This window comes from Pigmentiphaga kullae (genome assembly GCF_004216695.1).
Lineage (GTDB): Bacteria > Pseudomonadota > Gammaproteobacteria > Burkholderiales > Burkholderiaceae_B > Pigmentiphaga > Pigmentiphaga kullae.
Map to the genome: position 1 here is coordinate 652470 of NZ_SGXC01000001.1, position 13181 is coordinate 665650.

12 protein-coding genes are annotated in these 13181 nt (G+C 68.8%); 7 read left to right on the forward strand and 5 right to left on the reverse strand.

Annotated elements, in window-relative coordinates:
• Positions 1-13: 13 nt before the first annotated feature.
• From EV675_RS03195 to EV675_RS03220, 5 genes are all read left to right on the forward strand, one after another.
• Positions 14-1588 (forward strand): acetolactate synthase large subunit, encoded by a 1575-nt coding sequence (locus EV675_RS03195; protein ID WP_130355966.1) that lies wholly within the window; start codon positions 14-16, stop codon positions 1586-1588.
• A 46-nt stretch (positions 1589-1634) separates the two neighbouring features.
• Positions 1635-2615 (forward strand): tripartite tricarboxylate transporter substrate binding protein, encoded by a 981-nt coding sequence (locus tag EV675_RS03200; RefSeq protein ID WP_130355967.1) that lies wholly within the window; start codon positions 1635-1637, stop codon positions 2613-2615.
• Between the two features lie 55 nt (positions 2616-2670).
• Complete coding sequence (locus EV675_RS03205; RefSeq protein ID WP_130355968.1) at positions 2671-3636, forward strand: DUF6282 family protein; 966 nt, start codon at positions 2671-2673, stop codon at positions 3634-3636.
• Positions 3633-4724: a CobW family GTP-binding protein gene (locus EV675_RS03210; protein ID WP_130355969.1), complete on the forward strand. Its 1092-nt coding sequence runs from the start codon at positions 3633-3635 to the stop codon at positions 4722-4724. The genes EV675_RS03205 and EV675_RS03210 overlap by 4 nt, the downstream gene beginning before the upstream one ends.
• 163 nt (positions 4725-4887) lie before the next feature.
• Positions 4888-5655: an SDR family oxidoreductase gene (locus EV675_RS03220; protein WP_130355970.1), complete on the forward strand. Its 768-nt coding sequence runs from the start codon at positions 4888-4890 to the stop codon at positions 5653-5655.
• An 8-nt stretch (positions 5656-5663) separates the two neighbouring features.
• Here EV675_RS03220 and EV675_RS03225 read toward each other — a convergent pair whose 3' ends face one another.
• Genes EV675_RS03225 through EV675_RS03235 form a run of 3 tightly spaced genes read right to left on the reverse strand, consistent with a single transcriptional unit; the run spans position 5664 to position 8285 of the window.
• Positions 5664-6401, reverse strand: a complete 738-nt coding sequence (locus EV675_RS03225; protein ID WP_165404406.1) for an SDR family NAD(P)-dependent oxidoreductase — start codon at positions 6399-6401, stop codon at positions 5664-5666.
• Positions 6382-7284: an amidohydrolase family protein gene (locus EV675_RS03230; protein ID WP_130355972.1), complete on the reverse strand. Its 903-nt coding sequence runs from the start codon at positions 7282-7284 to the stop codon at positions 6382-6384. The genes EV675_RS03225 and EV675_RS03230 overlap by 20 nt, the downstream gene beginning before the upstream one ends.
• Before the next feature lie 32 nt (positions 7285-7316).
• On the reverse strand, positions 7317-8285 hold the full coding sequence (locus tag EV675_RS03235) for a Bug family tripartite tricarboxylate transporter substrate binding protein (RefSeq protein ID WP_130355973.1): 969 nt from the start codon (positions 8283-8285) through the stop codon (positions 7317-7319).
• Positions 8286-8539: 254 nt separating this feature from the next.
• On the opposite strand from EV675_RS03235, the gene EV675_RS03240 reads away from it, so the two are divergent.
• The gene (locus EV675_RS03240; protein WP_130355974.1) at positions 8540-9529 is read left to right on the forward strand and encodes a Bug family tripartite tricarboxylate transporter substrate binding protein; all 990 of its coding nucleotides are present in this window, start codon (positions 8540-8542) and stop codon (positions 9527-9529) included.
• 41 nt (positions 9530-9570) lie between these two features.
• Here the strand turns inward: EV675_RS03240 and EV675_RS03245 are convergent, their stop codons facing one another.
• Positions 9571-11010: an aldehyde dehydrogenase family protein gene (locus tag EV675_RS03245; RefSeq protein WP_130355975.1), complete on the reverse strand. Its 1440-nt coding sequence runs from the start codon at positions 11008-11010 to the stop codon at positions 9571-9573.
• Complete coding sequence (locus EV675_RS03250) at positions 11007-12080, reverse strand: DODA-type extradiol aromatic ring-opening family dioxygenase (protein ID WP_130355976.1); 1074 nt, start codon at positions 12078-12080, stop codon at positions 11007-11009. The genes EV675_RS03245 and EV675_RS03250 overlap by 4 nt, the downstream gene beginning before the upstream one ends.
• A 207-nt stretch (positions 12081-12287) precedes the next feature.
• Here EV675_RS03250 and EV675_RS03255 point away from each other — a divergent pair, with 207 nt between their 5' ends.
• Complete coding sequence (locus EV675_RS03255) at positions 12288-13145, forward strand: helix-turn-helix domain-containing protein (protein WP_130355977.1); 858 nt, start codon at positions 12288-12290, stop codon at positions 13143-13145.
• The last annotated feature ends 36 nt before the right edge of the window (positions 13146-13181 follow it).

A 13181-nucleotide genomic window follows, 5' to 3' on the forward strand; every position in this document is an offset into this window, starting at 1 on the left:
CGACCGCCCGACCATGACCCACCATTCCGCCCTTTCCGGCGCCGACGTCCTGTGCGACACACTGCTCGATCACGGCATCGACACCTGCTTCGCCAATCCCGGCACGTCCGAAATGCATTTCGTCGCCGCCCTCGACCGCAAGCCAGCCATGCGCTGTGTGCTGGGCCTGTTCGAGGGTGTCGTCACCGGCGCCGCCGACGGCTACGCCCGCATGGCCGACAAACCGGCGGCCACCTTGCTCCACCTGGGGCCGGGACTGGCGAATGGCCTGGCCAACCTGCACAACGCGCGGCGGGCCGGCTCTCCGGTCGTCAACATCGTCGGCGACCACGCACGCCACCATCTGCCTTACGACGCGCCGCTCACGTCGGACATCGAAACGCTGGCTCGCCCTATGTCGGCGTGGGTCCGCACCATTCCCGACCCGTCCCACATCCAGTCCGATACCGCCACGGCCGTCGCGGTCGCGCGCGGCAAGCCGGGACGCATCGCCACACTGATCCTGCCCGCCGACGTCGCGTGGTCGGATTCCGCCGGCGGCGGGCACGCGGCCGCGCCCCTCGACACGCCAGGCCTGCCCTCACCCGAGACCATGCGCAAAGTGGTCGAGCGGCTGCGCAATGGCAGGCGCACCGTGCTGATGCTGGGAGGCGGGGCACTGCGTGCAGCGCCGCTCGCCACGGCCAGCCGCGTTGCCCAAGGCTGCGGCGCACGTCTGCTCGCACCGCAGTCCAACGGCCGCATGGAACGCGGCGCCGGCCGGGTCGCGGTGAACAGGGTGCCCTTCAGTGTCGATTCGGCGCTGCGAAGCCTGGCCGACGCCGAACAGCTCATCCTGGTCGGCGCGCGACCCCCGGTGGCTTTCTTCGCCTATCCCGGCAAACCCGGCAGCCTGCTTCCCGCCGGCTGCGAAGTCGTCGAACTGGCGGCCGAGGGTGAAGATCCCGTGGCCACGCTCGACTGGCTGGCGGACGAACTGGGCTCGAGCGCTGCGCCGCTGCCCCTGCTTGAAGCACCGGGCGCCGGCCCCCTGCCGTCCGGCGGCCTGACGCCCGCCTCCCTCATCACCGCCCTGGGGCGTCTGATGCCCGAGCACGCGGTCCTGTGCGACGAATCCGTGTCATCGGGGCGCGACCTGTTCGAACAGACTCGCGGAGCCGCGCCCCACGACTACCTCCAGATTACGGGCGGCGCCATCGGCTCCGGGCTGCCCATGGCAACGGGAGCGGCCATCGCGTGCCCCGATCGCCGCATCGTCTGCCTGCAGGCCGACGGCAGCGGCATGTACACGCTGCAGGCCCTGTGGACCCAGGCGCGCGAGCGCCTGGACGTCGTCACCATCATCCTGTCCAACCGCCGCTACGCCATCCTTCACGCCGAACTGAAGAACGTCGGTGCCGGGGCGGCGGGCGAGAACGCCCGGCGCATGCTGGACCTGGACGACCCCGCGCTCGATTGGGTCGCCATGGCACGCGGCATGGGCGTGGAGGGCGTGGCGGTGCACACGGTCGAATCGTTCGCCGGCGCGTTGCGCTCGGCGCTTGCCCGCAGCGGCCCGTTCCTGATCGAAGCCAGGCTCCAGACCTGAGCACCGCCCGTCATTGCCCACCTTGAGGAATCCCACAGGAGACACCATGCACCGCTACCCCCGATCGCCCATCCCACGGCGCGCAGCCACGCTGCTGGCCGTCCTCGCCCTGCCCATCGTTGCGTTCGCCCAGGGCTCCTATCCGACCAAGCCGGTGCAGATCATCGTCTCGTGGGCGGCCGGCGGCAGCATCGACACCATGGCACGGGGCTTCGCACGCGCCATGAGCCAGGAGCTGGGCCAGCCCGTCGTGGTCGAGAACCGCGACGGCGCTTCCGGCATGATAGGCACGGCCGCCACCGTGTCCGCGCCGCCGGATGGCTACGTGCTGAACTTCGGTCCGATCACACCGATCACCAACGCCCTGCACCTGATGAGCAAACCGGCCTACGGCGTGGATTCGCTCGAGTACGTCTGCCAGGTTTTCGAGAACCGCTTCGCCATCGCCGTCCCGCAGAACTCCCCCTACAAGACCCTGCAAGACCTATACGCCGCCATCCAGGCCTCGCCAGGCAAGCTGAGCTACGGCCACCTGGGCGTGGGCAGCATCACGCACCTGTCCCTGGAAACGGCCATCCAGGGTCGTAATTTCTCCGTCACCGGCGTTCCCTACCGGGGCGAGACTCCGATGTTCCTCGACTTGCAGACCGCGCGGCTGGATTTTGGCATCGTCACTGTGGGCAACACGCTGGCGACCTCCCGGCCGGTACGCATGCTGGCCATCATCAGCGATCGCCGCCACCCCGAGATGCCCGGCGTGCCGACGCTCAAAGAACTGGGGCTGCCTTCGCTGCAGCCCGCGCTGGTCGGACTGATGGCGCCCAAGGGCACGCCCGCGGCCGTCCTGACGAAGCTCGAAGGCGCATGCAAGAAGGCGGTGGAAACGGACGTCATGCAAGCGGCGGTCAAGATGCTGCGCGACGAGATCGTCTACAAGGACCGCAAGGCCTTCACCGCCAGCGTGATGCGCGACTACGAGGAAAAAGGCGCACTGGTCAAGCGGCTCGCCATCCCGCCGCAGAACTGACGGCACGCTGGCCGCGGCTCGGCGCCCCGCCTTCATCACGAACCAGGAGACAAACATGACCGACGCTTCCACTCTGCACGGCCGCTACGTGCAAGGCCCGTTCGACCTCACCGACTGCGTGGACCTGCACGTGCATTCGGCGCCCTGCCTGTTCCCCCGGTTGGGGGACGACCTGGACATGGCCCGGCGGGCGCGCGATGCCGGCATGCGCGCCATCGCGCTCAAGAGCCATCACGAGAACACGGTTTCCCGCGCCTATCACGCACAGACGGCGGTGCCCGGCCTGCAAGTGATCGGCGGCGTCACGCTCAACCAATGCGTGGGCGGCGTCAACCCGGCCGCCGTCGAAGCCGCCTTCATGCTGGGCGGCCGCATCGTCTGGGGGCCGACCGGCCACGCCTGCTACCACGGCACCATTACCGGCGAGTTCGGCAAATGGGGCGTACCCGGCATGGTGCTGCCCGGCAGCGAACGCGGCGGCGTCACCGTGCTCGATGCCGACGGCCGGCTCACGCCGGAAATCCTCGAGATCCTGGACCTGGTCAAGCAGTACGACGCGCTGTTCTGCACCGCCCACCTCAGCCCCGAGGAAATCTCGCTCATCGTCGACCGCTGCGCGCAGATCGGCGCGCGCGTGCTGGTCAACCATATCTACTACTTCCCGCGCGTCGACATCGAGTACGCCGAAGACATCACCCGCCGCGGCGCCTATATCGAGCTGTGCTCGACCTTGCTCATCCCCTCGCGGCACCGCAAGGAACTGCGCTACGACTACGAGCTGATGGCCGAGACCATCAAGCGCGTGGGCGCCGCGCGCTGCGTCATGTCCACCGACGGCGGCGGCATGATCTCGGGCCTGTTCCCCGACGAGCAGTTCCGCATGTTCGGCCAGCGCCTGCAGGGCTACGACGTGCCCTTGGCCGGCATCTACCGCATGATGCGCGATAACCCCACCGAACTCGCGGCGCTGGGACAGGACCGGTCGCCGCTCGGGCCACCGGCGCGCGGGGAAGCGGCATGAACGCCCGGCAGCCCGGGGACGACGCCACACCCCGCACTCCCGTCACCGTATTGACGGGATTCCTCGGCTCGGGCAAGACCACGCTGCTCAATCGCATCCTGACCGAGCGCCACGGCCAGCGCATCGCGGTCATCGAGAACGAGTTCGGACCGGAGAGCATAGATACCGATCTGCTCGTGCGCGAAGCCAGCGAAGAGATCGTCGAAATGAGCAACGGCTGCCTGTGCTGCTCGGTGCGCGGCGACCTGGCGCGCGTGCTGGAAGACCTCGCCCTGCGCCGTGCGCGGGGCGAACTGCGCTTCGACCGGGTCGTGATCGAGACCACGGGCATGGCCGATCCCGGACCCGTGGCGCAGACCATCTTTCTCGAACCCGGCGTGGCCGCCGTCTACCGGCTGGACGCCATCCTGACCGTGGTCGACGCCTGCCACGGCCTTCCCACGCTCGCCGCCCACCCCGAGGCGCGCGCCCAGGTCGGTTATGCCGACCGCCTGCTGGTTTCCAAGACGGATCTGGTCCAGGCCGCCGACCTGCCGGAACTGGCCGATGCGCTGGCGCGCATCAATCCGCGTGCCCCCATCTCGTGGATGCGGCAAGGCCGGACCCATCTCGACGAACTGCTGGACGTGGCCGCGTTCGATGCAGCCTCGGTCTTGCGCGAGCATGCCGCCGAGCTGGATACGCATGGAAACGACCCTGGCCACGATCACGGCAGTTGCCCCCCTCATGGGCACGAGGCCGTGCATGCGCACAACACCGAACATACGCCCGACGTCGCCTCCTTCGCCTTCACCACCGATCGTCCGTTCGACGCTGGCCGCCTGGAACAATTGCTGTCCGCCCTGGCCGAGGGACTGGGTACCGACCTCTACCGGTGCAAGGGCGTGCTGTGGGTGGAAGGGGAAGCGCGGCAGGTGGTCGTGCAGGCGGTCCAACTGACGATCGCCGTCGATCGGGGCGCGCCGTGGGGCACGACGCCCCGGCGCAGCAAACTCGTCTTCATCGGCCGCGACCTGCCGGCCGACGCGATACGCGACAGCCTGGCGCGTTGCTTGGAGGAAAGCGCCGATCAGCCCATCCCGGGCTGACGGCGCATGGCCGCGTCTCGCTCGCCGGGACGTTGTAGCTGGCGCCGTACTTGTCGATCCTGATGCAAACAGCCGCATCGGCGCCAAAGAATTCGCGCCTCCCCCGATTATGATCGGAAGATCCATGCACGGCCGCCCACGGCCCGCTCCAGGGAGACACTCCATGCTGCTTCAGGACAAGACCGCCATCGTCTACGGCGCCGCCGGCCACATCGGCAGCCAGGTCGCCCGCACCTTCGCCCGGGAAGGCGCGCGGCTCTTTCTTGCCGGCCGCACGCCCGACCGGCTGCAGGCGCTGGCACGCGAACTCGGCGCGGACTGGGCGACGCTGGACGTGCTGGACGAAGCCGCGGTCGAGCGCCACGCCGCCGGGGTCGCGGCCAAGGCCGGCCGCATCGACGTCAGCCTGAACGCCGCCAGCATTCGCGGCGACCTGCAGGGCACGCCGCTGCTGGACATGCCCCTGGCCGATTTCATGGCCCCGGTGGAAACGGGCGTGCGCGCCAATTTCCTGACGATGCGCGGCGCGGCCCGGCACATGGTCCGACAGAGGCGCGGTGTCATCCTGGCGCTATCGGCGACGTCGGCCGGCCTGTCGGGCCGGGACCGGGTCTATCACAAGACCGGCGGATTCGCCGTTGCCTGCACGGCCATCGAAGCCATGGTCCGGACCTTCGCCGGCGAACTGGGGCGGCACGGCGTGCGCGTCGTCTGCCTGCGGTCGGACGCGCTGCCCGAGACCTGGCCGCCCGAAGCCCAGGTCGAATATCGCGAGACCCGGGACTACATGGATGCCGGGACGGCGCTGGGGCGCCTGCCGCGGATCGCCGAGGTGGCGGATGCGGCGGCCTTCGCAGCCTCCGACCGCGCGGGCGCGATGACGGGGGCCATCGTCAATCTGACCTGCGGATCCATCATGGATGCCGACTGAAGGCGCCGTCAGTTCCCCTCGGACGCCGCGATGTCCCGCCCGCCGCACACGAACAGGTTCTGCCCGGTCACGTAGGACGTCTCGTCCCGCAGGAAGAACATGGCGGCATTGGCCACGTCCTCGGGCCGCGCCACCCGCCCCATGGGAATCGAGGCCTCCAGCGCCTGGGCCTGCGCCGAGCCGGCGGGATGATAGACCCGCAGCATGGGCGTATCCACCGGCCCCGGACTGACCACGTTGACGTTGATGCCGTGCGGCGCCAGTTCGACCGCCAGCGCCCTGGCCATGCCCAGGATGCCGGACTTCACCGCGCCGTAGAGCGAACTGCGCACGCGTCCCAGGCTGACGCGGCTGCCCAGCAGCACGATGTGGCCATGCCGCCGGGCCTTCATGGCCGGAACCACGAGGCCGATGCATTGCATGGCCGCGCGCAGGTGCAGGTGCACGATGCGATCGAAGCCCCCGGCGTCGAAGGCCTCGACCGGCGCCATGTGCGGGATCCCCGCGCAATGCACGAAGCCCGTCACGCGATGCTCGCCCAGGACAGCCTCGAATGCTTCACGCGTGGCCTCGGCATCCGTCAGGTCGACGATCCGGTCGATGATGCCCAGCGGCGCCGTGGACGGCCGGTCGGACAGGTTGACCACCCGCCCGCCCTCGGCCAGCACGCGCCGGGCCAGGGCCGCGCCTATCCCGCCGCTGGCCCCGGTGATCACCGTCACGCCGTCACCGGCCGGCGCGGCCATCCTGCCCCTCCTGGCCGGGCCCGGGCAGGCCGAACACCCGCACCGCGTTCTCGCCCAGCGTCTTGCGGAAACTCGTATCCGACAAGGGCAGCTGCATGTACGCATCCAGGCAGGCGTCGATCTCCCGCACCGGATACCCCGATCCGTACATCATCTGGTCCTGCAGGAACCCGTTGGCCGCCTGGACCAGCAGGTCCCCGCCGGGCATGAAGAGGTAGGCATCGGCCGACACGTACACATTCTCGTGGCGGTAGGCCACGCCCAGCAGTTCCGCGAAGAAGGGCCAGCAGGCGTGTCCGGCGACGATGGACAGGTTGGGAAAGTCCCGTGCCACCCCCTGGATGTACCGCGGATGGGTGTCCTCGATCTGCGGCCCCGCGAACGGTCCCGACATCAGCACCACGGGTACCTTGCGGTCGTCGCACAGCTCGTACAGCGGATACAGGCGCCGGTCGTCCCAGTGCGTGGCGAGCGCGCTGCGCGTGGGCGCGATGTGGATGCCCCGCAGGCCCAGCTCGTCGATGGCCCGGCGGGTTTCCTCCACGGGGTCGCCGAAATCCCCGCCGACGTCGATGCCCGCGACACCCGACAGCCGGTCGGGGTGGGCATGCACCACCTCGGCGATATGGTCGTTGGAGACATCGCTGCGCGGCGATCCGCCCGCGGCCGGCACCACCCGGTGCACGCACAGCATCCGGTCCACGCCGGCGCGGTCCGCCTCCTGGAAGAACAGCTCCACCGAAGCATTCAGATAAGACGGCGGGATCGTCTTCATCCCCAGATGGCCGCCGAAGAACTTCAGGTGATCCGGCGTGAAATAGGTCAGGATCTCCTTGGTAGGCGGCCGGGCCCGCAGGTCCACGACATGGTATCCGTCTCGCATGTTTCTCTTCGCTCCTCAAATATCGGTTCTTGCTAGTCGGCCGTGATCGAGGCCGACTGGATCAGGCTGCCCCATTTGGCCGTTTCGCTGGCGATGAACGCGGCCAGCGGCTCCCCCGTCACAGACCGGGGCTCCACCGCCAATTGCTGCATCCGCTCGCGCATGCTGCCGGACTCCATGATCTTCTTGAGCGTCGTGCGCAGCTTGTCCAGTACGTCGGCGGGCGTGTTCGCCGGCGCCATGATGACGTTCCACGAGCTGGCGGAGTACTCGGGAAAGCCCACCTCGGCCAGCGTCGGCACCTCCGGCAGCAGCGGCGAGCGCTTGTCCCCGGCCAGCGCCAGGATCTTCAGCATGCCCGACTTGTGCATGGTCATCGCGGTGGGAAGCACGTCCACGCAGAACTCCGCCTCGCCAGCCGCGATCGCCGCCAGCGCCGGCCCCGCGCCCTTGTAGGGCACATGCACCGTGTCGAGCTTGTAGGTGCGCACGAACAGCTCCGAAGCCAGGTGGCTGGGCGAGCCCACGCCCGACGACGCGTAGTTCACCTTGCCCGGATGCTTGCGTATGTAGTCGACCAGCGCGGGCGCGGATTCCGGCTCGAACTTGGGCGAACGCAGCAGCACCATCTGGGTGCTGGAGATCTGGATGATGGGCACGAAGTCGCGCTGCACGTCGTAGGGCAGTTTCTTGTACAGCGTGGGGTTGATGGCCAGCGCGGCGCTGGACAACAGCAGGGTGTAGCCGTCCGGCTTGGCGCGCGCCACCTGCTCGGTGCCCACGACGCTGCCCGCGCCGCCCTTGTTCTCCACCACCACGGCCTGCCCCAATTCGGCCGTCAGCCGCGGCGCGATGATGCGGGCCAGCACGTCGTTCAGCCCACCCACCGCGAACGGCACCACCATCTTGATGGGACGATCGGGATAGCCGGCGGCGCTTGCCGTGCCGGCTCCCGACAACGCGACGAGGATCGCCGCGCAAAGACTCGACTGCCGGTTCATGCTGACTCCTTGTAATCAGGTGACGCGGGCGTACTTGGAAATTGAAGCGGATTATAGGAACGGGGCCGCCGAGTCCCATTACTGTTTCGTCGCCGCATTTACGATGGCGTCCGATTTATTGCACGCGCCCCGTGCGCCGGCCGCGCTCGCGAAAAAAATGAGATCAATGCGTAAATGGGAGGACAGCGGGATAACAACGAAGAACGAGTCCCCTCCTACACTCGCCGGTGCTTTTTCAACCACCAGGAGTCCTCATGCATCGTTGTCCGCCGCACGCCCTGAAACAGGCCGCCATCGTTGTCCTGGCCCTCGGCGCCCATGCGACCCTGCCCGCCGCCGAGTCCTTTCCCACGCGTCCCATCACACTGGTCGTGCCGTATGCGCCTGGCGGCGCCGGCGACATCCTCGGACGCTCGGTCGCCAAGGAACTGGCGGGCATCGCGGGCAAGCCCGTGGTGGTCGAGAACAAGCCCGGTGCCGGCGGCAACATCGGCGCCGAGCTCGTCGCGCGCGCCCAGGACAAGGACGGCCACACGCTGCTGCTCGGCGCCACCAGCCTGGCCAGCAATCCCAGCCTGATGCGCAGCATGCCGGTGGATCCGCTCAAGGATCTGGTCGCCATCGGCGGCGTGGCTTCGCTGCAGAACGTCATCGCCGTCCATCCCTCATCCAGGCTGCGCACCGTGGCCGATCTCGTCGCCGAAGCCAGGAAGCACCCCGGCAAGCTGACCTTCGGCACGGCGGGCATCGGCACCTCCAGTCATTTGTCGGTCGAGCTGTTCAAGGGCGAAGTCGGCGTGGACCTGCTCCACGTGCCGTACAAAAGCGGAGGCCCGGCGATGGCCGACGTGATGGCGGGCAACCTCGACCTGGTGTTCGAATTGATGCCGGCGGTGGTGGGCCACGTCCGCAGCGGCAAGTTGCGCGGCATCGCCGTCACCGGCGCCGCGCGCGCCGAGGCGTTGCCCGATCTTCCCACCGTGGCGGAATCGGGCTACCCCAAGTATTCGTTCGTGTCGTGGTTCGGCGTCTTCGGGCCCGCGGGGATGGATGCCCGGCGCGTGGCCCAGCTCAACGAGATGATGGGCAAGGCTCTGGCCTCCAGCGAGTTCAAGGCGCGGCTCGAGCAACTGGGCGCGGAAGGCATGCCAGGCTCTCCCGCGCAGTTCGACAAGTTCTTCCAGGGCGAGGTCGCCAAGTGGAAGCGTGTCGTGGCCGAACAGGGACTGCCCCCGATGAACTGACGAACGATCGTGCCGCCCGCCTCGGGCGGCACGCCCCGCCGCTACTGCCAGGCAATGCCGGTGAACTTGAGCTGCGACAGCTCCTCGATGGCATAGCGCACCCCCTCCCGTCCGGTGCCGCTCAGCTTCATGCCGCCGAAGGGATACATATCCAGGCGGAAGCGGCTGGCCTCGTTCACCCACAGCGCCCCCACCTCGAAGGACTCGGCGAACCGGAAGGCGTGGCCCAGGCTGCGGGTGAACACCGCCCCCTGGAGGCCGAACGGGGAATCGTTGGCCAACGCCAGCGCATGATCGGCGTCGTCGGCCCGGATCAGCACCGCCACCGGTCCGAATACTTCCTCGTACCACAGCCGCGCGGCGGGCGTGAGCGCCTCGACGATGACCGGGGACAGGACCAGGCCCTCGCGGCGGGGAGCCAGCCGATAGCGGGCGCCGTGCGCGATCGCGTCCTTGCACAACTCCATGATGCGGTCGGCCGAGGCCAGGGACACCAGCGGACCGATGTCGGTCTGTTCGTCGTCGGCGGGCCCGACGCGCATCCTTTCGGCGGCGGCGGCGAATCGTTCCGCGAACGCGTCGTAGACGCCGGCCTCGACGATCACGCGCTGCGCCGAGATGCACTGCTGGCCGCTGGCCTCGAACGCGGCCGCGGCGATCTTGGCGGCAGCCGACTCCAGGTCCGCGTCGGCCAGGACGACATTGGCGGCGCTCGACCCGAGCTCCGACACGAATCGGCGCACGCCGGTCGCCCTGGCCAAGGCTTCGCCTGCCTGCACCCCTCCCGTGAACGACACCACGCCGACGTCGGGATGGCCCGCCAGGCCCAGCGCCGCCGCCTTATCCCCGGCCAGCACATTCATCATGCCCGGCGGCAGGCCGGCCTCGACCGCCGCGGCGGCCAGATGCAGCGCCGTACGCAGCGACGCCGGCGCGGGCTTGGCCACGCATGCGTTGCCGGCCGCCAGCGCAGGGGCCAGCTTCTGCACGAGCAGGTTCACCGGCGCATTGAAGGGGGTGATCGCACCCACGACCCCGTAGGGAAAGCGGCGGGTGTAGCCCACTCGTCCCACGCCGGACGACACGGCGTCCAGGGGCAGGACCTCGCCCCCCAGATGCGACAGCTCCGACATGCAGGCCTCGACGAACTGCAGGCCGCGCGCCACCTCGCCCCGGGCCACGCGTATCGGCTTGCCGACGTCCTCGCTGATAAGACGCGCCAGGGCCGCGGCTTCGCGGGACAAGGCGTCCCGCAGACATTGCAGATGCCCCAAGCGCACGGTCAACGGCGAAGGCCGCTGCGCCTGAAACGCGCGCCGCGCGCTGGCGACCGCCTGCGCCACGACGCCCTCGTCCGCCTCGGCGATGGCCAGCATGCCGCCGCTGCCAGCCTGGTGCCACGACATGCGCACGGCGCCCGGCGCCACCTGGGCGCCGTCGATGAACGAGGATTGCACCTCTCCAGCCGACGCGGCCTTCATTGTCCGCCTCCCGATTCGGCGCGCAGATGCCGGATGTTCATGTTGGCCAGAAAGCCGATCAGCGGATGCAGTCCCATCTCGGAGAATTTCAGTTGATCCATGGCCAGCAGCGCCCCGCGATGGCCCTCGCTCAGCTCGAAGCGGGCGGCGTAGGCCTGGGGATCCGCCACGAAGGCACGCTGGTTGGCCCGGTCGTAGGCCAGGCCGTGCAGGGCGCGCGTCAGCTCCGCCAGTTCGGGCGCGATGCGCGGATAGTGCGGGCGGGGCGCCGGCTGGGGGGGAGAGAAGAACCCCACCGAGGCATAGTTGTGGTGCCAGCTCGGATCCATCTGCACCACGTCGGGCACGCGCTCGCCCAGCGCCCCCGCGGCCAGCGCCCAGCAGCGCAATTCGATGTTGCCGGTATCGTCCAGCCTGGATTCGCCGTACCCGATCAGCGACTTCAGGTTGCCGGTCCTCAGGGTATCCAGCACCCGGTTGTCGAAGTCCAGGTCGGGCTGGCTGTAGCGATCCGTGCCGGGGAAATGCGACATGCCGCCGCTGGCCACGACCACCGTGCGCAGCCCCAGGCGGCGTACCGCGTTGGCCAGCGCCACGCCGAAGGCATAGCATCGCTCGGTGGTCGGCTGCGGCGGCAGGTAGGCATTGACGTAGACCGGCAGCACGGGCGCGGAAACTCCCAGATGCGTCAGCGGGATGCCCAGCGCGTAGTCGATCTCGGCGCTGCTGGTGAAGGCGGGATCGAAGCCCGCCCGGTACAGGTCCTCGACGATCGCGAAGGAAACGTCGCTGGGCACCTGGTAGCGAAAGCCCCGGCCGGCGAACTCGCCCTTGGCGACGCCGCCGACGTGCAGCGTGAACGGCGGCGCGCACTGGTGGAAGAATTGCTGGGCATGGTCGTTGGCGATCATGATCCACAGATCGGGCTGGAGCGCCTGCAGCCGTTCCCCGATCGACGCGGCCACGTCCCGGACGCGCTGGACCGTGTCCTTGTCCTCGGTGTCGGGCATCGTGAAGAACTGCGGGGCGTGCGGCAGCATGGCGCCGCCGACGATCAGATCCTGGGGCATTCCGTCTCTCCTTTCTTGGCAATGTGTCCTGGGTGCCAAGGAGTGTAGGAACGCGGGCCCGGGCGGCCATTACGTCCGCGTCTGCCGATTTATGAATTCATCCGATTTTGTCTGAACGGCCGATGGCATTCGCCGGGGCCTTGGATATACTGTCCGCACACACGCAACATCGCCGTCTCATCGCCCGCGGGGCGAAGGAAGTGCCACGTGTCCAGAGTCCTAGCCGTTACCCACGGCCACATCGGCCGGGCCTGCCTGCTCGACAAGGTGCGTCCCGCCGGCGCGCATGCCCACCCCGTCCACCACGCCATGATCGAACTGGACGGCCCCTGCCATGAATACCAGGTGGGCGAGGCCTCGGCCGTACTGGCTCCCCGCCACGCCATCCTCGTCAACAGCCACGAACTGCACGCCAACCTTTCCGTCGGCCACGGCAAGAGCACGATCCTGATGCTGTATTTCTCGCCGCTGTGGATAGAGGAACAATTCCCGGGCCTGCCCGCCTACGTGCGGTTCTTCCGGGACAGCAGCGTGCAACTGGGGACCGCCACGGTCGAGCTTGCCCAGCGCCTGGCCCGACGCATGCTGGAGGCGCCCGAGATCAACACCCCCGAGGTCCAGGCCCTGTTCGGCGAACTGGCCGAACACCTGTGCCACCAGCACGGCCCCACGTATCCGAATCGCGAACGGCCCGCCCGCAGCAACGACTATCGCATCCGGCGGGCCATCGCGCTGATGCAGGAGCATCTGGAAGAGCCGCTGCCCACCCAGGAGATCGCCGCGCGGGTGGGCTTGTCCCGCTCGCGTTTCTTCGAGCTGTTCACCGCCTGTACGGGCCTCTCGCCCAAGCACTACGTCAACATGCTGCGGCTGCACGCCGCGGTGGAATACCTGGCCGACGACCCGGGCCCCATCGCCGAGCTGTCGCAGCGCTGCGGCTTCGGCGCGCAAAGCCATTTCTCGAAGTTCTTCGTCGACCAGCAAGGCTTCACGCCCCGCGACTATCGCCGCGCCGCGGTGCCTGCCTTGCCCAGGCAGTGCGAGCAGGCCGACGCCCGGCCCTGATACGAAAACGCCGGAAGCCGCCAGGGACTTCCGGCG